At 70.9% G+C, this 21,879-nt stretch carries 25 protein-coding genes and 3 pseudogenes; 2 read left to right on the top strand and 26 right to left on the bottom strand.

Features of this window, described 5'->3' with window-relative positions; all coding sequences use genetic code 11:
- Nucleotides 1–7 precede the first annotated feature (7 nt).
- The 23 genes and pseudogenes from AC3ET3_RS22210 to AC3ET3_RS22100 all read right to left on the bottom strand — a co-directional run bounded on the left by AC3ET3_RS22210 (nt 8) and on the right by AC3ET3_RS22100 (nt 16,362).
- Nucleotides 8–1,126, bottom strand: a complete 1,119-nt coding sequence (locus tag AC3ET3_RS22210) for a DnaB-like helicase N-terminal domain-containing protein (protein ID WP_435612741.1) — start codon at nt 1,124–1,126, stop codon at nt 8–10.
- Nucleotides 1,126–2,397 carry a DNA cytosine methyltransferase gene (locus tag AC3ET3_RS22205; protein WP_435612740.1) on the bottom strand — a complete coding sequence of 424 codons (1,272 nt, stop codon included), beginning with the start codon at nt 2,395–2,397 and terminating at the stop codon, nt 1,126–1,128. The genes AC3ET3_RS22210 and AC3ET3_RS22205 overlap by 1 nt, the downstream gene beginning before the upstream one ends.
- Nucleotides 2,394–3,257, bottom strand: a complete 864-nt coding sequence (locus AC3ET3_RS22200) for an adenine nucleotide alpha hydrolase family protein (RefSeq protein ID WP_203349165.1) — start codon at nt 3,255–3,257, stop codon at nt 2,394–2,396. Before AC3ET3_RS22200 ends, AC3ET3_RS22205 begins: the two co-directional genes overlap by 4 nt.
- A gap of 97 nt (nt 3,258–3,354) precedes the next feature.
- Nucleotides 3,355–3,831 (bottom strand): hypothetical protein, encoded by a 477-nt coding sequence (locus AC3ET3_RS22195; protein WP_435612739.1) that lies wholly within the window; start codon nt 3,829–3,831, stop codon nt 3,355–3,357.
- Nucleotides 3,824–4,117, bottom strand: coding sequence for a tryptophan synthase subunit alpha (locus AC3ET3_RS22190; RefSeq protein WP_435612738.1), 294 nt, complete (start codon nt 4,115–4,117; stop codon nt 3,824–3,826). Before AC3ET3_RS22190 ends, AC3ET3_RS22195 begins: the two co-directional genes overlap by 8 nt.
- A 38-nt stretch (nt 4,118–4,155) precedes the next feature.
- Nucleotides 4,156–4,563: pseudogene (locus AC3ET3_RS22185) on the bottom strand (tryptophan synthase subunit alpha); the annotation flags it as partial.
- A gap of 97 nt (nt 4,564–4,660) precedes the next feature.
- Nucleotides 4,661–5,131: a hypothetical protein gene (locus tag AC3ET3_RS22180; protein WP_356307320.1), complete on the bottom strand. Its 471-nt coding sequence runs from the start codon at nt 5,129–5,131 to the stop codon at nt 4,661–4,663.
- 193 nt (nt 5,132–5,324) lie between these two features.
- Nucleotides 5,325–5,921: a hypothetical protein gene (locus tag AC3ET3_RS22175; RefSeq protein WP_061915769.1), complete on the bottom strand. Its 597-nt coding sequence runs from the start codon at nt 5,919–5,921 to the stop codon at nt 5,325–5,327.
- Nucleotides 5,922–6,102: 181 nt separating this feature from the next.
- Nucleotides 6,103–6,561, bottom strand: coding sequence for an XF1762 family protein (locus AC3ET3_RS22170; RefSeq protein WP_079060030.1), 459 nt, complete (start codon nt 6,559–6,561; stop codon nt 6,103–6,105).
- Nucleotides 6,558–8,351, bottom strand: coding sequence for a type IV secretory system conjugative DNA transfer family protein (locus AC3ET3_RS22165; protein ID WP_435612737.1), 1,794 nt, complete (start codon nt 8,349–8,351; stop codon nt 6,558–6,560). The genes AC3ET3_RS22170 and AC3ET3_RS22165 overlap by 4 nt, the downstream gene beginning before the upstream one ends.
- Before the next feature lie 70 nt (nt 8,352–8,421).
- Nucleotides 8,422–8,757: pseudogene (locus tag AC3ET3_RS22160) on the bottom strand (SPDY domain-containing protein); the annotation flags it as partial.
- Entirely contained in the window at nt 8,754–9,278 is a 525-nt protein-coding gene (locus AC3ET3_RS22155; RefSeq protein ID WP_435612736.1) for a hypothetical protein, read from the bottom strand. The gene AC3ET3_RS22155 and the pseudogene AC3ET3_RS22160, both read right to left, overlap by 4 nt.
- 74 nt (nt 9,279–9,352) lie before the next feature.
- Nucleotides 9,353–10,174 carry an SPDY domain-containing protein gene (locus AC3ET3_RS22150; RefSeq protein ID WP_435612735.1) on the bottom strand — a complete coding sequence of 274 codons (822 nt, stop codon included), beginning with the start codon at nt 10,172–10,174 and terminating at the stop codon, nt 9,353–9,355.
- Complete coding sequence (locus tag AC3ET3_RS22145) at nt 10,165–10,521, bottom strand: hypothetical protein (protein WP_058082617.1); 357 nt, start codon at nt 10,519–10,521, stop codon at nt 10,165–10,167. The genes AC3ET3_RS22150 and AC3ET3_RS22145 overlap by 10 nt, the downstream gene beginning before the upstream one ends.
- Before the next feature lie 29 nt (nt 10,522–10,550).
- A complete protein-coding gene (locus AC3ET3_RS22140) occupies nt 10,551–11,351 on the bottom strand; it encodes an SPDY domain-containing protein (protein ID WP_435612734.1) in 801 nt (266 codons plus the stop codon).
- Nucleotides 11,348–11,731 (bottom strand): hypothetical protein, encoded by a 384-nt coding sequence (locus AC3ET3_RS22135; protein WP_061915785.1) that lies wholly within the window; start codon nt 11,729–11,731, stop codon nt 11,348–11,350. Before AC3ET3_RS22135 ends, AC3ET3_RS22140 begins: the two co-directional genes overlap by 4 nt.
- Nucleotides 11,732–12,006: 275 nt before the next feature.
- Nucleotides 12,007–12,210: a hypothetical protein gene (locus tag AC3ET3_RS22130; protein ID WP_351728203.1), complete on the bottom strand. Its 204-nt coding sequence runs from the start codon at nt 12,208–12,210 to the stop codon at nt 12,007–12,009.
- Entirely contained in the window at nt 12,207–12,965 is a 759-nt protein-coding gene (locus AC3ET3_RS22125) for a hypothetical protein (RefSeq protein WP_351728234.1), read from the bottom strand. The genes AC3ET3_RS22130 and AC3ET3_RS22125 overlap by 4 nt, the downstream gene beginning before the upstream one ends.
- 25 nt (nt 12,966–12,990) lie before the next feature.
- Nucleotides 12,991–13,671 (bottom strand): hypothetical protein, encoded by a 681-nt coding sequence (locus AC3ET3_RS22120; protein ID WP_435612760.1) that lies wholly within the window; start codon nt 13,669–13,671, stop codon nt 12,991–12,993.
- Nucleotides 13,672–13,705: 34 nt separating this feature from the next.
- On the bottom strand, nt 13,706–14,557 hold the full coding sequence (locus AC3ET3_RS22115) for a relaxase/mobilization nuclease (RefSeq protein ID WP_435612733.1): 852 nt from the start codon (nt 14,555–14,557) through the stop codon (nt 13,706–13,708).
- Nucleotides 14,554–15,342 carry a hypothetical protein gene (locus AC3ET3_RS22110; protein WP_435612732.1) on the bottom strand — a complete coding sequence of 263 codons (789 nt, stop codon included), beginning with the start codon at nt 15,340–15,342 and terminating at the stop codon, nt 14,554–14,556. The genes AC3ET3_RS22115 and AC3ET3_RS22110 overlap by 4 nt, the downstream gene beginning before the upstream one ends.
- Entirely contained in the window at nt 15,339–15,803 is a 465-nt protein-coding gene (locus tag AC3ET3_RS22105; RefSeq protein WP_435612731.1) for a hypothetical protein, read from the bottom strand. The genes AC3ET3_RS22110 and AC3ET3_RS22105 overlap by 4 nt, the downstream gene beginning before the upstream one ends.
- A 61-nt stretch (nt 15,804–15,864) precedes the next feature.
- Nucleotides 15,865–16,362: a hypothetical protein gene (locus tag AC3ET3_RS22100; RefSeq protein ID WP_435612730.1), complete on the bottom strand. Its 498-nt coding sequence runs from the start codon at nt 16,360–16,362 to the stop codon at nt 15,865–15,867.
- A 1,215-nt stretch (nt 16,363–17,577) separates the two neighbouring features.
- On the opposite strand from AC3ET3_RS22100, the gene AC3ET3_RS22095 reads away from it, so the two are divergent.
- Nucleotides 17,578–18,402 (top strand): IS5 family transposase, encoded by an 825-nt coding sequence (locus AC3ET3_RS22095; RefSeq protein ID WP_435612729.1) that lies wholly within the window; start codon nt 17,578–17,580, stop codon nt 18,400–18,402.
- Nucleotides 18,403–18,439: 37 nt separating this feature from the next.
- On the opposite strand, the pseudogene AC3ET3_RS22090 reads toward AC3ET3_RS22095, so the two are convergent.
- From AC3ET3_RS22090 to AC3ET3_RS22080, 3 genes and pseudogenes are all read right to left on the bottom strand, one after another.
- A pseudogene (locus tag AC3ET3_RS22090) lies at nt 18,440–19,630 on the bottom strand (hypothetical protein).
- Nucleotides 19,627–20,085: a hypothetical protein gene (locus AC3ET3_RS22085; RefSeq protein ID WP_360965057.1), complete on the bottom strand. Its 459-nt coding sequence runs from the start codon at nt 20,083–20,085 to the stop codon at nt 19,627–19,629. The pseudogene AC3ET3_RS22090 and the gene AC3ET3_RS22085 overlap by 4 nt, the downstream one beginning before the upstream one ends.
- A gap of 36 nt (nt 20,086–20,121) precedes the next feature.
- Nucleotides 20,122–21,228 carry a hypothetical protein gene (locus AC3ET3_RS22080; RefSeq protein ID WP_435612728.1) on the bottom strand — a complete coding sequence of 369 codons (1,107 nt, stop codon included), beginning with the start codon at nt 21,226–21,228 and terminating at the stop codon, nt 20,122–20,124.
- Between the two features lie 278 nt (nt 21,229–21,506).
- Here AC3ET3_RS22080 and AC3ET3_RS22075 point away from each other — a divergent pair, with 278 nt between their 5' ends.
- Nucleotides 21,507–21,866, top strand: a complete 360-nt coding sequence (locus AC3ET3_RS22075) for a hypothetical protein (RefSeq protein WP_058082628.1) — start codon at nt 21,507–21,509, stop codon at nt 21,864–21,866.
- Nucleotides 21,867–21,879: the final 13 nt, after the last annotated feature.

Raw genomic sequence — 21,879 nt, 5'->3', positions numbered from 1 at the left:
CGGGGTGCTATCGGGTTGCTCGCGCGGCGCGGGTGGCGTGAGCGGCCGTCGTGGTCGGCGGGCCGGCGCGAGTGGCGGCTGCCGGGCGCGGTCGTGGTGGCGGGACGGTTCCGGTGGCGTGCTGCCAGCGGGTGCGGACGGCGCTGATGTCGGCGAGGGCGCGGCGGGCGCCGACGACGAGCTGGAACGGGGTGTTCGCCGGGTCTCCGGCGTACGCCGAGATGCGCCGGCAGGCGTGGTCGGCGGTGGCTAGGAGGGAGCGCTGCAGGGCGCGTTCGGCCCAGTGCTCCACGGATCCGGCCGGTTCGGCCAGCAGGCGGAGCACCTTGCTGGGTTCACTCGCGTTGTCGAGCAGGCCGCGCTGTTGGGCTTCCCATAGGACGGTGACGGGGTCGACGGGCTCGCGGCGGCGGGCCAGGGCGGTCAGGCATTGCCACAGGCCGGCGTGCAGGGGCCGGGTGAGGTCGTCGGGGAGCAGCCACCGGACGGACTCGATGTCGGCGGGGTGGGCGGTGGCGGTTGCTAGGAGCAGCTGCTCCTCCTCGGCTGCCTCGGTGTGGTCGGTGGTGATGGTTGGCGGCGGTGCCGCGGTGCGGGGGAGCACTCCGGCGCGCGGCGGGAAGCGGCTCGTGATGTCGTCCACGACCGCGGTGAGCGCGTCGGCCTCGGCGAGCACTGTCTCGACTGGGTGCGGGAGGGACGCGTCGTTGACAATCTGGGTGAGGCGTTCGGCGGCCGTCTGCAGGCGTCGGCGGGCGTGTTCGGCCTCGACCATCCGTGCGTAGGCCGGTGCGTGGCGGGGCCAGGGGCAGACTTGGACGAGGGTGTGCAGGTAGGAGGCGGTCAGTCCGCGCGCCTGCTGGCGGCCCGTGGCGAGCACTTGGTCGAGCCACTTGGTGTTCTTCGCGTGCTCGGCGGGGTCGGGCGGAGGCAGTGTGCTGATGGCGGCGAACAGGGCGGCGTGCGCGGGGGTGGAGAAGGAGTCGGCGGCGATGCCGGTCACGTCGCTGAGACGGTGTGGATCCAGGAGAAGGGCGCCGAGGAGGGCCTGTTCGACGTGGAATACCGGCTGCGGCGGTGCGATGGCGTCGAGGTCGTCTTCTTCGGGTTCGGGGGCGTGGGGCATCAGGCTGCGAGGGTGAAGTCGTCGGGGTCGAGGGTGACGCCGAGGTGCGGGGCGAGGAGGTGGCCGGCGAGCAACGGGGGCACGGCGTTGCCGATCTGGGAGAACTGCTGGCCCTTGTTGCCGGCCCAGGGGTAGTCGGCGGGGAAGGTCTGCAGGAGGCCGGCCTCGCGGGCGGTGATCCGGATCGGCTCCGGCACCGCCGACGTGTCCGTGTCGTCGGTCGGAGGCGAGGCGGGTTCGGCGACCCAGGTGCACTCGTTCGCGCGGTGCCCGAAGAACAGCGTGCCCGCCGGCTCGGACAGCGGGCGGACGGTGGCGTTGGCCTGGTTGTTGCTGCGCAGGGACCAGGACCAGCGGTGGGCATCGGTGGTGAAGGTCGGCGCCGGAGCGTCGGCGGCACGGTTCTGCCGTGCGCCGTGCCGTGCCTTCCAGCCAGTTCCTTCGCGGCGGGACTGCAGGAGAACACCGTCCGGCCTGGGCGTCCAGGTGCCGCGCTCCCGGGCGTCGGAGAGCGACTTGCGGGAGCCCGAAGGGAACGGTTCGGGTCCGCCGCCGGGCCCGCCGCCGGCGCAGACGGTGGGAACGGGCCGGTCGGTCGCGCCCCATCCCAGGGCTTCGGCCATGCTGACCCAGCGGGCGCGGCCCGGACCGAACAGCGAGTCAGGCTCGGCGACCTGGGCGTGCGTGGGGGCGGGAGGCTGTGCCGTACGGACCCGGGAGGCGAGTAGGATCGCTCGCCTGCGCGTCTGTGGAACGCCGAAGTCGGCGGCGTTGAGGATCCCGTACCAGACCGAGAACCCCCAGGACCGCAGAACGGCCGCGTACTGCTTCCACAGCGGCAGGACGTCCGGCACTTCCTCCATCGCGACCCACTCGGGCTCGCCGACCGTGTTCAGGGCATGCAGGTAGCGCATCGGCTCGGCCGCGAGTAGGGAGCGCTCGTCGCGGCAGGCGGCGAGGAGGCGCTCGCGGGTGTCGCGTCCGGCGGCGAGGTCCTCCACTGCCGTGTGCACCAGCGGCTGGTCGAGCAGGCCGAGGCGTTTGCCGGCCATGCTCCATGCCTGGCACGGCGGGGAGGCGATCAGCCCGCGCGTGCGGCCGAGGAAGGGCCACGTCGGATACATGGCCACGTCGGTCCGGATCGTCAACTGCCCGGCGGCCACGCGCGTCTTGCCGGCCCATTCGTCCCATTCCAGGCCGACGTCGCGCACACCGAAGACGCCCAGTGCCCTGCTCCAGCCGCCCGGCCCCGCGAAGAGGTCGAGTATCACGTGGCCAGCCCGAAGTCGTCGCGGGTGAGAACGTCCGTGTCCCCGCGGCACGCCCAGGGGGAGCAGCCGTCCACGACGCCGTTCTCCAGCGCGTCGGCTTCGTCCGCGTCTATGCGCAGTGCTGCCCGTTCGGCGGCGGTGACGTGGTCGATCGGCGCCTGGCTCAGCGGGACGCGGGAGCGGTGCAGGAACGCCTCGCCGAGCAGTCGGCTGCCCGAGGCGTTGGCGCGGGCATTGCCTTGCCGGATGGCCGCATCGAATTCGACGACGTCCGCCCACTCGGAAGGGGATGTGTCCCTGATGTGCCTCCACTGCGCATTTCCGTGGAACGGGCATCCCAGGCAGCTCGATTTCGGTGTCTTCGCCAGCCCGAGCGAGGTCAGGTAACGAACGCAGTCCGCTCTGCTCCAGCCAAGGTCCAGGAGTGGATGCCGGTTGCGCATGTATTTCACGTCGGCGTCTTTGGCGCGGTGGAACTCGTCGGTGGAGATCCCCACCCACTGCTCAACGAACACGCCCTTGGGGATGCGCGAGGGGTAGGGGTGTCCGAGGAGTTCGCGTACCTTCTGCTTTATTGGTTTCACCTTGTATTCGCCGGTGCACTGCCTGCGGGTCATGCCGGGCCGCCCGTCCTTGTTCAGGATGTGCAGGGGCATGGAGGCGAAGCGGTGGTCCGGATTCAGGGCGTCGCTGCGAATGTTTCCGGCTGAGACGCGGAGGACCGGTATGCCGGCGGGCTTGGCTATCTCCTGTTCCAGTCGGTCCAGGTGGGCGTAAACGGCTTTGGGTTCCCATCCGGTGTCGGCGAATATCGCGTAGTCGACCTTCGGGAGGATCCCTTCGGCGGAAAGGGCGAGCAGGGTGCTGGACTGAACTCCCGCGCCCAGGGAAAGGGCACGGAATTGAGGCTGATCTGAAATGGTCTGTCCTGGAGATGGGGAAATGGGGGGCGCGCCCTCAATGAGGCTGGTGCGTCAGCCGGCTGGGCGGGATTAGCCGGTCGCGGTGTATGGCGTGGTGGAGGGTGGGGATGCGGTCGAGGAGGTCGGTGGCCGACTCGATGAACTGCTGTGGTGAGGGGCGGATGAGGATGGCCGGCCCCTTCGTGGCGTTGGCTCGGCGGCGTTGGTTCTCCACGGCGCGGGCGAGGGCTGAGGTCAGTTCGGCGCTTGCGTCCTGGGCGGCCTTGGCGATCTGCGCGATGTGGTCGAGGAGCAGCAGCTTCCCGGCCGTGGTGTGCGGCGTGTGCTGGGCGAGGTCGAGGAACAGCCGCAGGGCGGCGCTGGCGAGGTCTTGGGCGTCGTTGATCCGCGCGGCCAGTGCGTGCGCGTGGCCGATGGCGTTGGTGCGCAGGGCTCGGTGCAGGACAAGGGCGTCGGCCACGATCCGGTCGAGGGCCTCGGTCAGGGTGGAGCGATCAGAGCGATCAGGCACGGGTCTCCGTGAGGGTGGTCGGGTGCAGGGCTCGGGCGAACGCGGCCGTCAGGTCCGGGGCTTGGGCAGGGTCGGTGGCCAGGGCGCGGACGACGGGGGTGCCGATGACGACGGCGTCCACCAGCGGGGCGACGCGTGCGGCGAGGGCTGGGGTGGAGATCCCGACTCCCGAGACCACGGGCAGTGGGCTCGCGGCGCGTAGGCGCTGGGTGAAGCCGGCGAGTCCGGGGATGTCGAGCGGGCCTCGGTAGCCGGTGGGGCCGTGGTGGCGGGTGCGTAGAGCCATCCGGAGGCGCCGGCGACCGCGGCCGGGAGGAGGGGGTCAGGGGTGGTGTGCGGGATGAGGTGTGGGGTGCGAAGGCCCGTCGCTCGTGCGATTTTGTGCCAGCGGGCCGTTTGGTGGGCGGGCAGGTCGACGATCATCACGCCGGCGGCGCCGGCGTCGGCGAACAGGCGGGCCACGTACGCGGGGCCGTGGCGGCTCACGGGCTCCCAGTAGGTCATGACAACGGTCGGCCGGAGGCTGGCGGCGTGTTCGACGGCGCGCACGGCGTGGTCGAGGGCGTTTCCGCTGCGCAGGGCGCGGTGGTAGGCGGTCTGAATGACGGGGCCGTCGAGGGCGGCGTCCTCGGTGGGCAGGCCGACCTCGAACAGGTCGGCACCTGCCTGCGCGAGCTGGTCGAGGTGCTGGCGCTGTGCGGTTGCCGGGTACAGGCCGGCGGGGACGAACACGCCCAGCGCACGGGGTCCTTGGGTGAGGCGGGTGTGGAGGGGATCGGCGGTGGCCAGGTTGGAGCCTGCCTTTCCCGGCGGGGGCTGTCGCCGGAGGTCAGCGGCGGCGCCCGGCCGGTGGAGTCGTGGGCGCGGGTGGGCTGGCGGTGTGGCGCGGTTGCGCGGCAGGCGGCACGGGCGCGGCGGGCTGGCTGCTGAAGGCGGGGGCGACGGCGTCGAGGGTCTTGGTGACCTGCTCGGCCTGGTCGTGGGCGTCCCGGAGCTGCTCGGCGACGCTGTCGGGGAGCCGGTCCCATTGGGCCTGGTACTGGTAGCGCTGGATGATCTCGGTGGCGTTGCGTAGCTGCTCGGCGAGCTGTTGCAGGATCGCGGTCTGCTGCTCGGGGGCGGTCGCGGTGTGAGTGGCCTGCAGGAGCGCGTCCAGGGCGGTGGGCAGCGGATCGTCGTCCGTGGGAAGGCCGTAGAGGCGGGCGTGCAGTGCTTGGGCGAAGACCGTCACGGGGCCGCCGCAGGAGCCGTGATCGTACTTGGCTGCCGCCTGTCGGCGGACGCTGAAACTGACGACCACGTCACGGGGAGCAGCGCCGGGGCGGATCTGGTCGGCAAGCGCGCAGGCGAGGTCATGCGCGCTCGGGGTGTCGGATGACGTGGCAAGACTCCAAGAGGGAAAGCGGTCAACGGCTGGAGTGCGAAGGTGTGTACCGCCGCGCGCCCTTGGCCGCGGCTCGACGATCGTTCACACCCCGACCCCCCGCGTGGGGTCAGCGGGTGCGACGGCGGGCCGCAGGCGTGGTCGGTGAGCCGGGGGCGGCAGCTGACGGGCGGCGGGGAGCGGGAGGGATGTCGGACGGCGTGGGGATGCCGAGGTCGACGCGGACACTGAGACCGTGGGTGTAGGCGTGGGTTTCGGCAGCTGTCACAGCGCCGAGCAGGCGGCGCTCGTCTAGTCCGTCCGGCGGCCGATAGGAAGAGCCGTTCGGGGTGAAGCCGTGCCGTTCCAAGAGGGAACGGGCGGCGGCGGTCCTGGCCGTCACCGCCACGGTGCCGTCACAGAAGTGGAAACGAATCTCCGGATCGGCGACGGGACTGCCGGGGCTCCAGCGGGTCGTCCAGCAGAGATCGATCAGGTCGTGGGTGTGGGCCAGGAGCCCGTACATGGCGACCCCGGCGCGATCGTGCGCGTCCTGGGCAGTGCCCGGGGGGAGCAGGTAGAGCGTGCGGCCGAGGTGCTCGCGGGCGAGGAACCCGGCCTCGGTCAGCAGCCGGTCGGCATCGTGGATGCGGCGGTTGATGATGACGAAGGTGTGCCCGTCGTCGGTGGACCCGATGAACACATCGGGGATGTCCAAAAGAGACACGGTGGTCCAGGGGATCGGGGAACGGGATCTGGTGGCTGTTTCAGCGGGCCCGGCGAGCCTGCACGTGGTGGTACCGCGCCTGCCGAGCGGGACGGCCGCGGCGATGACCGCGTCCAGCGCTGCTGACGGACGTCATGTCGTCGCGTTCGTGGGATGCATAGGTGCCGATGAGCGTGTCTTGTCAGGGCGCTTGCCACAGTGTGCGAGCGATCTGCGAGGTTCCGCGGTCCGTCCGCGGCCGGGACGGCGTGTGCCAGCCCGGCCTTGGAGGACGGTGGGCCAGGACGCGCCACCCCGCGCCGCGCAGCGAGGCTCCGCTCTCCCCTGCCTGCGTATAGGTGATCAGCCGCCGGTATCCGAGCGCTTTGGCCGCTCTCCAAGCAGCTCCGTAGAGCAGGGAGTTGGCGTTGCGTGTGCCGTCACTGGCGGTGCGGGTGACTTCGAGGGTGGTGCCGTCGTCCAAGTGGCGGGCGACAGGGCGGCCGACCACGGCCACGGCGCGCAGGATGTTGGGCTCGTCGGCGGCACCGAGGGAGAAGATCTGTCCGGCGGGCGGCGGGTGGTGCCGGTGCCAGAGGCGGACGAACTCCTTGGCGTCCCGAGAGCGGACGGGCACCAGGTGCAGGCGCGATTCGCTCACGCGGCGGGCCCGAAGTCGGACTGGACCGGTGCGTGCTTGGCGATGGCCCGGGCGGTGATCGCCTTGGATGCGCGGTCGGACGCCGCGGACAGTTCTGCCGCGCCGGGCTCTTGGTACCACGGGCGCAGGTCGAGCATGGCGGCGCGCAGACTGGTGGCGAAGCAGAGGGCCGTGCCCTTGGGCAGGGCGCGGATCTCGTCTGCGGGAAGGATCCGCTGCTGTCGCATCGACACCGAGGTCGACTTGCCGGACTCGGAGTGCGAGGTCGAGGTGGTCTCGACGTCGTGGTCGCCGATCAGGCGGGACAGCTTGTCCGCGAAGTCGGGGTCGTCGATACCGGAGCCGATGACCTTGACGGTAGAGGCGGACCACATGGCGTCCATGCCGGCGTCCCCCCAGACCTTCTGGCCCTGGCGGTAGGACTGCAGGATCGTGATCGGGATGATGCCGCGCGACCCGAGGTGCGAGTACAGGTCCGGAAGGTCCGAGATCTTGCACACGTTGGCGGCCTCGTCGAGGATCGCGAGCATGGGCGGGTCGAGGCGTCCTCCGGCTCGTTCGGCCTGGGCGGTCGCGGCCCGCATCACCGAGTCGGCGCACGCCGCGATCAGCGCCGAGGCTCCGCCTCCGCCGTCCTTGCTGAGCAGGAAGAGGGTGTCGGTGGAGGTGACGAACTCGGACGGCCTGAACTCGGGGACGTTCTTCTGCGGGGTGACCCAGGCGGCGATCTCGCTGTTGAGCAGCGCGGCGGCGTACTGGCGGGCGGTCTCGTAGATGCCGTCCCTGGTTTCCGGCGGTCCTTCCACGGTGCCCTTGAGTTGGGCGGCGATGGCGGTGAATCCGTCGTCGCGGAGGATGTCGAGCGGGGTGCGGTCGGCGGGGAAGGCCAGCCACTGCATGACGTCGGTGATCGGCCGCTCGTCCAGGGCCGCGGCGAGGAAGAGCTGCGCGAGGATGTTGGATCCGGCCTTGGACCAGAAGTCGCCCTGTTGGGAGGCGTCCACGGAGGCGGCGAGGAAGTGGCCGGCCAGCCGCCCGGCGCCGTCGAGGGTTTTGGCGTCCGCCAAGGGATTCCACCACATCTCGCGTGCGGCGTGCGCGATCTGCTGCGGGTCCATCGACCACACCCGTCCCACGGCGGCGCGGGCGTCGTAGGTGGCGGTGAACGCATCGCCGGCGGCCTTGTTCGAGGTCAGCAGGACCGGGCCGGGCGCGGCGAGGATGGAGGGGATCGCGAGCGAGGTGGTCTTGCCCGAGCGGGGCGCCATGATGGCGACGGCCACGTCCTCGTAGCCCATGCGGATCTCCTGCTTGGTGCCCTGCAGGTTGCCGAGGAGGATGCCGGTGTCGCGGGCCTCGATGTGCTTGGCGTCCTTCAGGCTCGGGCGCAGGGAGCGGGCCTTCTCGGTGATCGCCTTGGCCATCATCGGTTCGATGTCCCGGGCCTTGGCCATGCCGGTGATCTTCTTCTTCCGGCCGCCGCTGCGGTTCTTGTGCCGGGCCAACAGGATGCCCGCTGTTGTCCCGAGGGCCAGGAGGAGGAGAACGGGAACGATGCGTGCCCCGATCAGCAGGGGTGTTTCTCCAGCGTGGGGCCAGAGGCGCTGGGGGTGGAGCAGGGCGGTGGTCGGCTGGTACGGCGCCCAGCCGCCTCCGGTGAGGTAGGCGGTGATGTTGCCGGACAGCCAGGCGAGGTGGGACAGGGGGACGACGACGGCTGCGACTCCGATCAGGAGGCGCAGGACGATGTCGTACCCGTCGGTGGAACTGTTGGAGGAGGTGGGGGGCAAAGAGTTACGTGCCTTCCGGGCGGGGGCGGGGCATTCAGCGGCTGCGGCTGTTCCTGGCCGGCGGCGGGCGCGGCGGGCCTGGAGTTGCCGGCGGGATGTCGCTGAAGGCGGCGATGAGTTCGACCGGGGTGCGGGCGCCGAAACTCGCGTACCAGGCGGGCCGGTCCGGCTCCGCTGCATGGTTGAGGGTCCACCACTGTCCGTCGGGATCGGGTTCCAGGCGCAGGAGGGTCTCCTGGTCCGGGCTGGAGAGCAGGACGCGGGGTATCAGGGGGTCGTTGCCGTGGCTCCAGCCGCAGGCGCGGTGCAGGGAGACGGTGATCCAGGCGGGGGCACCGCCGCCGACCAGATGGCGCGGCGTGATGAAGTCGACCTCGACGGTCTCGGGAGTCGGGGGCGTGCTCACTTCCGTGCCGTAGCTCGCCGGTCGGGCGCGGTGGCCGGGGCCGGTGTCGGTGTGGGAGCCAGGGGTGAAGGGGCTTTACGGGCGGCCGTGTTGATCTCGCGGAGCGCCTTGCCGTGGGTGGCCCAGTCGTCGAGGTAGCTCCACGATTCGGCGTGATGTGCGGCGAGTGCGTCGTCGAAGTCCGGGGTGCCGGGCTTGGCGGTGGCGGGGAGGGCGTCGCGGGTGACCAGCCATTGCTCGTGCAGTTCGTCGAGTCGGTCGAGTGCGTCGCGCAGGACGCCCAGCTGGTAGACCCAGCGGCTCTGCACGTTGGTCTCCGGCAGGTGGGCCAGTTGCGTTTCGGCCGTGGCCAGCAGGTGACGGGCGCCGTACCGGAGCGGCTCGAATGCCTCGGCGGTGTCGGCGTCGCGCTGGCTCGCGCGCCTTCCGTAGGCGTGGTCGTCGTAGGGCCAGCCGTCGAGGTCGGTGTGTTCGTCGGAGTAGGCGTCCCAGGCGTCGCGGATCTTCTTGCTGTCGCTCACGTAATGGTCGAGGTGACGGAGGAGGGCGCGGTGGGCGCGGTGATCGGCGGAAATGGGAAAGGGGTCCTGTCGGTTCAGCGGCGGGCGGCCGGCTGGGCGGTGTGGGCCTTTGCCGGCGTCGGTGCGGGTTTCGTCTGCTGCCTGCGGGCGGAGCGTGCCCGGGCACGGAGCGACTCGATACGGGCGGTGTGGGCGTCGACCACCTGCTGCGGGCGCAGCGGGCTGGGCTCCTGCACGGCGCTGTAGTGGCCGGTGCGGTCGTACATGCCGCGCTGGAGCGGGCTGCGGTCGGCCAGCGCGGTGAGGAACGATCCGACATGGTGGGCGGGGACGTCCTTGTCGAAGTAGGCGTGCCAGATGCGCGGGCCGGGGAACTGCCCGTCGCCGGGCTCGCAGGTCTCAACGTGCCAGGACGACCGGCCACTGAATTCGCTCAACGGGCGCAGTTCGATGTGGCACATGGAGTCCGGCGAGCGCGCCGTACCGTCCGAGTCGCGGTGCCAGCCCGCCGAGGTCACCGGCTGCCACGGGTCTGGCTGTTGTGGCGGCGGGGCGATGAGGGCATCGGTGAAGCCGGCGAGGACCTCGGCGGGCACGAGTTCACCGAACTCGGCGTACCAGCCGGGCTCGGTGTCGGTGGGCTCGGCCCGCAGCCGCCACCATGCAGAGGTGGCGGACTGCGGGTCGAACTGGAGGCTGTGGCGAAGGTCGGGACTGCGCAGGACGATCTCGGCACTCAAAGGGTCGGAGACGGCGCTCCATCCGGCGGCGGCCAAGCCGTGGGTGACGTGGCGGGCATCCCCGGGGCCGGCGAGATGGCGGGGGCTGGTGTCGAAGGGGATCCGCCAGGCGTGCTTGTCGGCGAACCCGGCGAGCTGCCGTTCGCTCAGCGGCACCGACCGCACCCCGGCTCACTCGCGGCGGCGCTGCCGATCACCTTGCGCAGCTCGTCCAGGACGTAGTGGAGCATGTACTGGTCGGTCTGCACCCACGCCGCGGCACGCAGCTCGGTGACCAGATCACTGATCTTCTCGCTGCGCGGTGTGTTCGGGTGGCTCTGTACGGCGCGGGCGAGGGCGCGCAGGGTGTCACCGAGCTGGATGGGCAGGCCGGTGTATTCGTCGAGGAGGGGCTCGACGAGAGCGAGCGCCTCCTTGGGGTCGGGGTTCTCGCGCAGGTATTCGGTGAGACGGCACAGGGTGTCGGTCGCGGCGCGGATGGTGTCCGGGGTGAGTGCGGGCATCGGGCTCCTCGGGGTGGTGGGTGTCGTGGTCAGCGGCGGGTTCGTGCGCCGTCGGCGGCGTGGGCGCGGGCGGTGGTGCGCGGTCTGGTGCTTCGGGCGCTGTTGCGGGCCCAGGTGGCGGCCCGGGCGGCCGTGATGCGGGCCTGCTGCCAGGCGCTGAGCTGGGAGGGCTCGACGGATACCGACCAGGTGCGGATCTGCGCGCTGTGCGGGACGCGTCCGCGTGGGCGCATCACGGGGTCGGGGCTAGCGAGTTCGGTGGAGAAGGCTTGCACGAGGTGCATCGGGGTGTTCGGCGTGAAGTGGGCCGTCCAGCCGTTGCCCTGCTTGTCCTGCGCTCCGCTCCACCACATCGCCGTGCCGTCGGGGTTCTGGCCGTACTGCATCCACGCGGTGCTGTCGGGGCTGGTCGCCACGTAGTTTTCGCCCTCGAAACGCGTGTGCCAGTTCTGTTCCTGCAGCGGAGCCCAGACGTTGGGGGCGTGTGCGGAGCGGGGACGGGTGAGGGCGTCGGTCAGGCCGGCGACGATCTCCACCGGGGCCTGACGGCCCAGGTGCGCCGACCACTCGCCGCTGGCCCCGTCTGCCCGGCCGTGGATGGTCCAGCCGCCGGGAAGGACGTAAGGGTCGTAGGCGACGCGGACGGTCCGGTCCGGGCTCTCCATTAACAAAGGGCCGCCGGTCTTGGACTTGTCCCGCCAGCCCGAGGCACGCAGGAACTCCGAGACGTGCCGGACGTCGCCGCCGCCTGCCAGGGCACGGGGCTGGACGAGGTAGTGCTGCTCGGCCTGCTCGCCGGGCCCCCAGCCCTGCCACTGCTTCTTCTTCACCGGCGCCGCCGGACCACGAGCGGTGCGGGCACTGGGCGCTTCGCCTCGGTGGTGGCGGGCTGGGTGCTGACGTGCGCCAGGGCGTCCTTGTGTTCGTCCAGGTCGAGGGTGATGTCGTGCAGTTCGTTCGAGGCACGGCCCAGAGCGAGCCACACCTCCGCGGGGAGCGCGCCGCGCTCTGCCTGGTCCTTGGCGAACACGCTTCCGGTGGCGACGAGGTGAGTGACGCCGCCGAGGACTCCGGCGTCCGGGTCGAGAACGCGGGCGATGACCTGCGCGGCCTGGGGCGGGGGAAGCTGCGAGAGGTGGTCGGCGAGCTGGCCGAGCTGGCGGGTGATCTCGTCGGCCAGTCTCACCGGATAGGGGGCGGGGTGGGACATGCTCCTCCGGGGCGGTGAACGGTCAGTGGTGGTGGCGCTGCCCGACGCGCTGTGACTCGGTGAGGACGCCCCCCGGGCGGGCGCCGGTCAGCGGGGAGGTGTGGTCGGGACCGGTCGGTATGCAAGCGCGCAGATAGCGGCGGAACAGGGCTGTGGCGAGCCGGGGCTTGAGCCGGTTGCTGATCGGTGGGGGTGTGCGGGGTGCTACGGGTTTCTCCGGGAGTCGGGCGGTGTGCTGGGCGGCCCCGGCGTGGTGCCGGGGCCGCTCGGGCGTCTTACGGGGTACAGCGGGCCGGTGCGGAGTGCGACGGGGAGCCGTCCGGTGCCGGTTGCTGCGCTGCGGGACGGGCCGCTCTGGTGCGGAGGCCGTGCATGGCCCGCCGGTAGGTGGCTTCGTCGAAGACGCCGGGCGTGCACTTGACGTCATGACCGGTCAGGAGCAGGGAGGGGATGCCCAGGTCGGCCTCCGCCTGGTTCATCGAGTCCTGGCGGTTGGCGTACGGGTGCCGGACGGGGTCGGCGGCATGGATGCCGGGGCTGAGGTAGGCGCGGTTCGTCCGGCGGGGTGCTGGAGGGCGGTACCGATGCCGAGCGCGTCGAGGCGCGGGCCGATCTCGCGCAGGGCGCGGGCCTGGACCTGGGTGTCGTCACCACCCAGGCGGTAGATGCCGCTCTGCGGGTCCTGGATGAAGCCGTGGGCGACGAGGATCGTGCCGGCCCGGTCGTCGGCGGGGGCGGTGGCGACGCTGCCGTCCGGCTGCCAGGTCAGGACGATCCGGTCCGGCTGGGAGGGCTGGATGCCACCCAGGGCGTTGTGCCGGACCTGTGCGAGCGCACGGTCGTAGCGGGCGAGCAGATCGCCAGCGACCTGCTCGGCACTCAGGAACGGGTCGTCTGCCAGGGCGACGCCGTTGGGCTCAGGGACAGCCCGGTACGCCTCGTCGGGCAGGGCGCGCGGGGCGACGGCGGCGAGAAGGAAGCCGTCGCGTCCGTCGTGCCGGTCCAGGAGGACGAGCTGGGCGCCGTCGGGGCGGCTGAGGACGGCTGCCTGCGTCAGCGGGTGCTCGCCGAGGGAGGCGGCGACCAGGTCCAGGTCCCAGATCCGGTCGGCGAGTTCGGCGAGGTCGTCTTTGGCATCGGCTGTCAGGTGCGTGCTGGTCCAGGTATCGGGGAGTTCACCGGCGAGGACGTCGGCGTACGAGGCGAGGTGCTCGGAGGTGTCGTGGTCGTGCATGGTGTCCTTGGGCAGTTGCAGGGGCTCAGCGGCGCAGGCGGGTGGCACCGACGGGCGGCGGTGCCGGGGCCGGCAGTGCACGCGGCGGGGGTGGGCAGGCGCACACGGCGGAGCGTTCGGGCTCGTGGTCGGGCACCTGCTCGGCGCAGGGGCGGCGGCCGGGGTGAGGGGCGTGCCGGTCGGCCAGCCGTTCGCGGGTGTACGCGAGGTCGGAGTGGATGACGCGGACGTATTCGTCGGCGAGGTAGCGCAGGCGCCGGGCGGTGTGCGGATCGGTCGCGTTGCCGAGTCCGTCGAAGAACTCCGCCAGAGCGCCGAGGGTTTCCTCCAACCCGGCGAGGATGCCGTCGTGGGGCGCGGTGAGTGCGGTGAGGATGTCGGCTGCCTCGGCGGTGTCGGTGGCTTCGCGCAGGCGTTCGGCGAGGTGGGAGACCGAGGTACCGAGCGTGGGATAGCGCGCGGGGCGGGCGTCGGTGTCGAAAGGTTCGTCGCAGTCGACGTGGTACCCGGCAGCCCGCAGGCGCGCTACGGCATCGGTGGCGAGACGGGACTCGTCGTCCTCGGTGAGGCCGGCGGGGCCGCGGTGGTAGGTCTCGTGGAGGCGGACGACCGCGATGAATCCCGCGCGCTGGAGAATGCTGTGTGCCTCCAAGTCGTCGCCGCGCGCGAGGAGTTCGCTGGAGCTCGAGTCGCGGCGGATGTCCATGAAGCGGCCGGTATGGGGCAAGAAGGCGTTGCTCCTACGGAGATCTGTGGGCGGTGTGCCGGGCTACGGGCGGTGCGGCGGCGATCCGGGACCGGCGGACCAGGTGGGCCGCGGTGGTGTCCAGGTCCTGCTGGATCGCGTGGAGCCGGCGGGCGATCAGCTCCAGACCGTGTGCTGCTTCGGTGCTGGCGGCTCCGGGCTGGCGGGCGATGCGGTGAGCGGTGTGCTCGCTCAGTCCGCGGACCGTGGCCAGCGGGCCGGCCTGCTCGTCGGCGAGCTGCGTAAGGACGCTCGCGAACTGCGCGGATGCGGTGGGCGCCGTACGGACAGCGGGGCGTGTCGCGGGTCCGGTGCGGGCGGGGATCAAGTTGAGGTCCTGTTCGATGCGGCGTGCCTCGTCCGCAAGGCGCCGCAGTATGTCTGAGGGCGGGGTGCGCCAGGTGCCGTCGAGGTGGATCAGGTTGGCGATCAGGTCCAGGCGCCCGGGCTGTGCCTGGACGGCGATCCACCGCCAGCCGTGCTCTGCGGCGCCGGGTATCTCGATACCGGCGGCTCGCGCGAACCGGTGAGCGGTTTCGGCCCACTCGGGACCGGTCAGCTCCCGGTCGTCCGGGTGGAGGCGGATGTCGAGATGGAGGATCGCCCGTCGGTCGTCGTCCGCACTGGCAGTGAACGGATGCTCCAGGTAGGGATCTTCGAGGTGCTCGGCCCACTGAGCGGATGTCCAGGTTCTCTGCTCGTCGTTGGGGGTGTAGTAGTCCAGGTCCGGCCAGTGGGCGACGATGGTGTACTCCGTCAGACCCTCGTTCGGGGAAAGGGGCCGCCCGAGTGCCTCGGCGAGCGGGTCGCGCGGCGAGTGGGTCCGCGCGTGCAGGCGGGGGATCATGACGGCACCCCGCTCGACGTGCGGGTGGGCGGCCGGTGCTGATGAAGGTCGCGGGCTGTGCAGAGCAGGGAGCGCTCGCGGACCAGGTCGGCGTGCACCGAGGTGTCCCCCGGCGGGAGACAGTCGATCGCCCTGTCGATGGCGCCCAACCCTTCGTCGTACCGGCCCAGCCGGCGCAGGGCACCCGCCACGCGGAAGAGGACGATCGGGTCGCTGCCGGTGGCGAGGGCCGGTCGGGAGCTGAGGGCCAGGAGACGCTCCGCGTCCTGGTCCAGGTCCTGGCCGAGCCACAGCCCGTGCAGCAGGACGTGCAGGGTCTTGGTGTGCTGCCCGGCCTCCGCGAGGACCTCGTCCATGACCGCCAGGCCCTCCGGGCGGGACTGGCCCAGCAGCGCGAAGGCGTACAAGGCCCGGGTGTAGCAGTCCAGCGGCTGACGCGCGGTTTCCGCGAGTTGTTCGACGAGGCGTTGGAGGGTGGGGCAGCGGAAGTCGAACCGCAGGGCGCTCAGGTACAGATGAGCCAAGGTGCGGGCGGTGATCGGGTCAAGGCCCATTGCGGTGACGTCCTGCGGGGACAGCAGGGTCAGGACGCTGTGGCCGGCCGACCGTGCCGCCCAGGCAGCATCCGCGCACACCTCGGCCGAAGTTCTCCAGTCGGCCTCGATGTCGCGGAGGTCTTCGGCCAGGTGAAGCGGCCAGGAAGAATCGACCGGAGATGCGGTGGCTTGGGCCCTGGCTCTGTCGAGCGCGGCGGAACGGCCGGGACGGTGCGTGGGGGAAGTCATCGGCCACTCCGGATGTCCGCGATGTGCACGAGCTGGCCCAGGGCGGTGGTGGTGTACCAGCCGCAGTCGATCAGCTCGTCGCGGTCGGCGAACCGCGTAAAGAGGGCATCCTCCATGGCGCGCAGGTAGATCAGGCAGTCCGGGCAGCGGCGCGAGAGGTGCACGAGGTAGCGGGGGTGGGCGGTGACGTAGGACTGGGCGCCGCCGGTCGCATCACGCAGCCGCCAGCCGTCCTCGTCGGTCGGGGTGTGCCAGGACGGGGCCACGACGCGCATCGCATCGCCCCACAGTTCGCCGCCGGCCATCCCCTTCAGGACGACGACGGTGTCACCGGCCTGGAAGTGGGCGTGAGTGATGTCCCGATCGGGGGTGAGCGGGTCGGGCGTCGGTGCGAACGCCGAGGTGGGGCGGGGGCTGGGACATGAGGTCCTTCCACGCAGATGCTGGCGGGGTGGGAGCATCAATAGTCCGGAGGAACGCCGGTTTGGCTAACCGGCGTTCTCCGGCTATGTTGCCCCGCCGTCAGCGGAACGGGTTCTCCGTCCCGCGGTCCGCCTCATCGGCTGCGTCGAGGAGTTCGAGCAGGTCAGTGCCTTCGGCGTCGCGCTGGTCGATCCACCATCCGGCACGGGTGATGGTGCGGGCCTTCTCCTCCAGCTCCGCCCAGTCCGCCTCGTCCCACGTGCCCTCGACCACGAGTGCGGTGTGCGCGGATGTCATCAGCTGGTGGCGGGAGCGCTCACCCCAGTCCAGGGCCTTGGCCGGGCCCTCCAACTGCGGCATGTCGAACTGCTTCGCCCACGCGAGGGCTGCCTCCTGCTCCTCGGCCCGCTTGGCCGCGAGCCACCCATCCTTGGACTCGGAGTCGGCGTCGCGTGCGGCCTTCCAGCAGTCGGTGCAGTCCTTCGACGCGAGCCAGCGGGCGAAGCTGGCCCGCTTGTCGGCAGGGCGATTGGACAGGTCGTGATCCACTCGGTGGGAGCAGGCGTGCTCCACGGTCCAGTGCGTACGCACGGCCATAATTCGATCTCCTCAAAGGGGTTGGAAGTAGTGGGGTTGCGCCCTGATCAGGGCGTCATGTACCGGCCACGGAGCAGGCACCGGCGCCAGCCGCACCGCGCCTGCCCGCGGGGCCCAGATGTCGGCGCGCGGCGAGAAGGACGGTGAGAGCGAAGGCCGCGCCGGTGCCAGGGAGCGCCGGGCCGGCGAGCGGCTGCTTGGCGAGGTGTCCGGCGAGGGCGGCGCGGCGGGCGGGATGCTTGGCCAGGAAACACGGCCACCAGGAGAGGTGTGCCTGCAACGAGGCTTCGCGCGTGAAGACCAGGTGAGTGGGAGTCGCTGCAGCTTGGGCCCCCAAGAAACGGCTACCAACTTGCCTGGGTGTCAGTGGGGTTGGCTACCATGGACGTGGTTGACGAGATCCTTGAAAGGCATGGTGCATCGGTGATGATGGCCAACCGCTACGGCGCTCCATCCGAGGAGCGATAGGCGCGCCTGGCCGGCGCTTCCCTATCGCGACGCCCGCTGGGCGGCGACGCTGTGACGTGAATCCAGCGCAGGCTGCACCCTGCCCTGATTCAGGTGACGGCGCTCCGACGGAGTATGGGAGGGCCCTACTTGTCTGCCACCACTTCTACCTGTGACCACCGCGTGTATCACGTTGTCGTCGTTGCTCTGGTATCCGTCATCGCTGGGCTGGTTGCGGGGATCGGCTCCGCTGTTCTGGGGCAGCCTGCCCTCACCGCCGTCGCTTCTGGCGGTGCGGTCCTTGCCTTCACCTACGGCGCCGGCATGACCGCCGTGTCACACGTGAGTAAGCGTCAGCAGTAGTCGCTGCTCCGGGGCGGCTGGCATGGCCGCCCCTAGGCCGTGAGCGCTCAAGACAGCTCACGATCGTGCTCGTATTTTGCGAGGGCAAGGTTGATCGCGTACTGCTCCATGGGCTCGTGTTCGTCAAGACCAGGTGGGACATGGGCTTAGTGAGCGTTTGATTCTGGTATTGGATGGTTCAGGGGGAATTCCAGGAGCCGGATCGAGCGCTCAGCGAAGCGATTCGCCGGAAACATCGCTTCTGCGGCAATCGGCAGAGCTGTAGTGCGCCGGTTTCCTTGTAAGTGCTCCTGTCTCATTTGGAAATCTACCGGTACGCGCCGTGTCGAGAACGCACGCCCCGGTGCACCCGGCAAACCCGCACACGCCCTGGCCAGACCAGCTGCCGCCCCATACGCATCCGTTATGCAAACTCCACGGCCCTACCCCAGCGACCTGTCCGACGCCCGCTGGGAACTCATCCGCCCCACCCTCGAAGCCTGGCGCCAGGCCCGCAACGGCATCCGCAAACCCACCCACGACCTGCGCACCCTGATGAACGCCATCCTCTACGTCGACCGCACCGGCATCCCCTGGCGCTACCTACCCCACGACTTCCCGCCCCACCAGAGCGTCTACGGCTACTTCGCCCGCTGGGAAGCCGACGGCATCTTCGACCAGCTCACCGGCCTGTTACGCGGCAAAGTCCGTCAGGCCGAAGGCCGCACCAGCGAGCCCAGCGCCTGCCTGATCGACAGCCAGAGCATCAAAACCTCCGCCACCGTCCCCCTGACCAGCCAGGGCATCGACCCCGCCAAGAAGATCATCGGACGCAAGCGGCACATCGTCACCGACACCCTCGGCCTCCTCCTGGCCGTCACGGTCACCGCCGCCAGCGTTCACGACTCCGCCGCAGGCACCCCACTCCTCGCCGGCATCGCCGCACGCCACCCCACCATCACCAAGGCCTGGGCCGACAACGGCTACAAGACCAAAGCCGTTGAACAGGCCGCCCACCTCGGCATCGACCTCGAGATCGTCCAACGCGACCCCACCGTCCGCGGCTTCCACGTCCAACCCCGCCGCTGGGTCATCGAACGCACCCTCGGCTGGCTCATGCACCACCGCCGCCTCGCCCGCGACTACGAAACCCACCCCCACCGCTCAGCCGCCATGATCCAGCTCGCCGCCATCAACCTCATGACCCGCCGCCTCACCCACGAAGCCACCCCCAACTGGCGCGACAGCTAAGCCAAATGAAACAGACAACCGAGAATCAAACGCTCACTTAGCGGTGTCGGGCGGTGGTGCTGGCGCGGGGTGGCGGCTTGGGCGGTGTGGTGTCCACGGCGGGGCGCGGACGGGTGCGCAGCACGGGGGTGCGGTGCGGGGGCAGGACGGCGACGGTCGCGCCGAGGTCCTCGGCCGCCTCTTCGGCTTCGCGGGTGAGGAACTCGATCTGCCGGCTCAGCGCTGCCAGGCGGGCGGCGATCTGGCGGCCCTGCACGGTCTCCAGGGCGCTGGCGAACTGGCCGCTGGTCTCCAGGAGTTCCTGCAGGCGGACCATCGGTCCGGCGTCATAGCCGCGCTGGACAGCGCTGAGAAGCGCATTGGAGGCGTCACCGGCACTGTGGCCTTCGACGACATCGCGGATGAGGTCCTGCAGGGACACCTCCGGGACCGGTGCCGGGCGGTTGAACCGGGAGACGTCCGCGCGCAGCACGCCGGGCGGAACCGGAGCGGGCAGCACCTTGCCCGCCTCGTACTCGTGGGCGTAGTGCCCGATCACCTGCTAGCCCGGTGCGTCCGGATCGCCGCGCAGCGCGACCACCGTCGAGTCGTCATCCTCGACCAAATAGGCGAGGGTGATCGGCTGCCCGTCGGCGGAGTACCACGACTCGGTCAGCTCCAGCTCGCCGCGCCTTTGCGCGGCCTGGGCCTTCTTGGTCCACATTTGCTGTTCCTCGTCGGTCAGCGGAGCCTTGTGGTGCTGGCCGCCCTGCTGGTCGGCGAGGTTGCTGGCGATGGAGCCGTGGTCCGCCCAGGCGGCCAGGTGCGGCCACAAGGCCGCGTGCTGAGCGCGCTCGGCCGGGGAACCGGGTGCGGCTGGCCGGTCGAGCGCCCGGCGGATCTCGGCGGCCGAAACGGCCAGGCCGTCCAGGACGGCCCGCCACCCGGCCAGGTGCCGAGCGGGTGGCAGCTCATCGAGCGCCAGGCGGGCGGCATCGAGGAGAGCCTCGGCGTGCGGGGCGAGGTGGGCGGCGTACGCCTCCACCGCGGCCTTGTCGCGGTGGGCTCGTGCGGCTGCCGCGGCGCCCGCGTGGACGGTACGGCCGTAGCGGTCGCGTGTCATGTCGAGCGCGGCCTCGGTCTCGCGGTCGATGACCGCCAGCCGCAAACGGAAGTCGCGTGCCGCGTTGGCCAGTTCGGGAGCGGTCGGCAAGGGGCCGTCGGGGGTCGGACTGCTCGCGGGTGTCATCGGGACCGCCCGCCGGTCGCGGCCGTCAGATGGACGGTCGGAGCGTACATGGGCTTCGGCGGGATCGGCCGGGCCGAAGGCGGGGAGGTGGTGGGCGGTGTAGAGCGCTGCGTCGTCCGGCCGGCGGCGGCCTGGGCGAGACGGCTGCGGCGCTCCTCGAGTCCGTGGGGCCGGGCGGGGTGTGCCGGGCCGGCCGAGAGGGACGGGTCAAGGCGGATGTCGGCCTGCACGGTGTAGCCGTGGCGGCGCAGGTCGTGGACGGCTTGGCGGGTGCGGCGGACTCCGTCACGCTCGGGCTCGCTGAGCCGGTACAGGCCGGGTTCTCCGGGAACGGGCTCGAACTGCTCGCGCTCCAGGTACCAGTGGGCGAGGTGCGCGGGCATAGAGGCGGTGAAGGAGGCCACGAAGCCGTGTTCCTCGTGGTCGCCGAAGGCGAAGTGGGTGCCGGGTTGCAAGGGGGCGGTGTTCTCCTCGGGGCGGGGGCGGAAAGGTCAGGGGCCGCGGTGCGCGGGCCGGGCCGCGGTGAGGGGGCGGGCCGGCGCGGCGACGGGCAGAGCCGGGCGGCGGTGGGGTGCGCTGATGCGGGTCTGCCGCAAGAACGTTTCGCCGTCAGTGAGCCAGGTCTCGATGGCCGGCCACGCGCGTGCTCGGCGCTCCTGCTCCGGCACGAAACCGCCGTGGACGATCTCGTCGACCAGGGTCTCGGCATCGATCACGGCGTCGGCCAGACGGGAGAGGGCCGCGGCGTCGTCGGGCCACGGGCTGCTCGCGGGTCGGCACCGGTCCAGCAGCGCCGGGGCGTGGTCGACGACGGTCAGGAAACGGCTCCAGGCGTGGTCGAGGAACAACCCCGTCGCGGCGCCGAGAGCGGCGGCGCTCAGCGGGGTGGCGTCGCTGTAGCGGCCGGAGGCGTTCATGGCCTGCCAGGTGTCGTGCTCGCAGCGGATGTCCCCGAGCACGGCGGCGATGGCCGCCGTCTGGCGGGCGTGGACGGCCTGCTCGTAGGCGGGGAGGTACCGGCCGGTGAGGGCCTGGGCAGCCCGTCCGGCAAACGGCGGCAAGACGATGCTGCGCGGGGCGTGGGGATCGCCGTAGCCCCCTTCTAGCCCCTCGGGCGAGAAGGCCCCTACCAGGTAGTCGAGTTGACGGCCGGGGCGTTCGATGAACAGCAGCGTGGTGCCCTGCACCGCGTCGGTGAGGAGCGCGGCGTAGGGGATTCGCTCGCTCTGGACGGCGCGGCCGAGTTCGCCGCTGTCCCAGATCCAGGGGACGAGGTCTTCCTGCCAGGCGGGGTGCGAGTAGATCTCGAACGAGGCGCGCCACTGGCCGGGCAGGAGGCGCGTGAGGTCGCGGGCGGCGTCGCCGATGAACCGGCGGCTGCTCGTGTGCACGCTGGTGTGGTGCCGCTTCGCGCACCTGATCAGGTCGACCACGGTGGTCTTGGTGCCGTCCGCGGGCAGGTGCCAGACGCCGTCGTCGTCCCGCTGGAAGCCGTTCTCCGCGAGGGCGGTGTGCGCCCAGGGGTACTGCTCGCCCGAGGCGATGGCGACGATCCCGGACTCTCGGCTGTGCGTCAGGATGATCTGCGCCTCAGCCATGGACCAGGTCTGTAGGGAGCGCGACTTCGTGAGCACGGGCTCCCGCAGAAACATCGAAATCCGCACGCAGTGAGCAGTGGCGCTGTAGGTGGAGATTGAGCAATCGGTGGTTCTCCTAGCTCGGATAGGTAACGGCGAGTGAGGTACTAATGGCCGCGGTGAACGTTGGTTCCGGTAACCAGGGTCGGCCTTGACGCTGGTGGACCAGGTCGCTCTCGGCCCAGCAGGTCGGCGCGGCGGCTAGAGTCCAAACTCCCTTGCGAGGCAGGAGATTGGCTATGAGCGACCTGGCGATGGTGGCCGTCGTTAGCGCGTACAACCTGCGCTTCATCCGGTACTGGGACGCCGAGAGCCGGATTGTCGGGGATGCGGGGCCGAAGGTGACTCGACCCCTGCCCGGTGTTCCCGGCCTGCACATGTTCTATGACCAGTCGGACGTGGATGCTCCACACCAAGATCTCAATGAGGTGGGTCGTCGGGTCGTCGAAGCTTTCGGTCATCCGCGCCAGGACGAGATGCGTGGGCAACTCTGCATCTATCTCGCTGACGCAGAGGGTGCCCCGGTGGACATGCCGCCCTGGTTGCGCGACCGCATCCAGGAGGAGGTCGGCCGCGCCCGCGCTGACACCCGGGCTTGAGAAAGTGACAACT

The organism is Streptomyces sp. bgisy159, assembly GCF_057707805.1.
The sequence above is the reverse complement of the archived record's forward strand: the minus strand, read 5'-3'. Positions and strand labels throughout refer to the sequence as shown.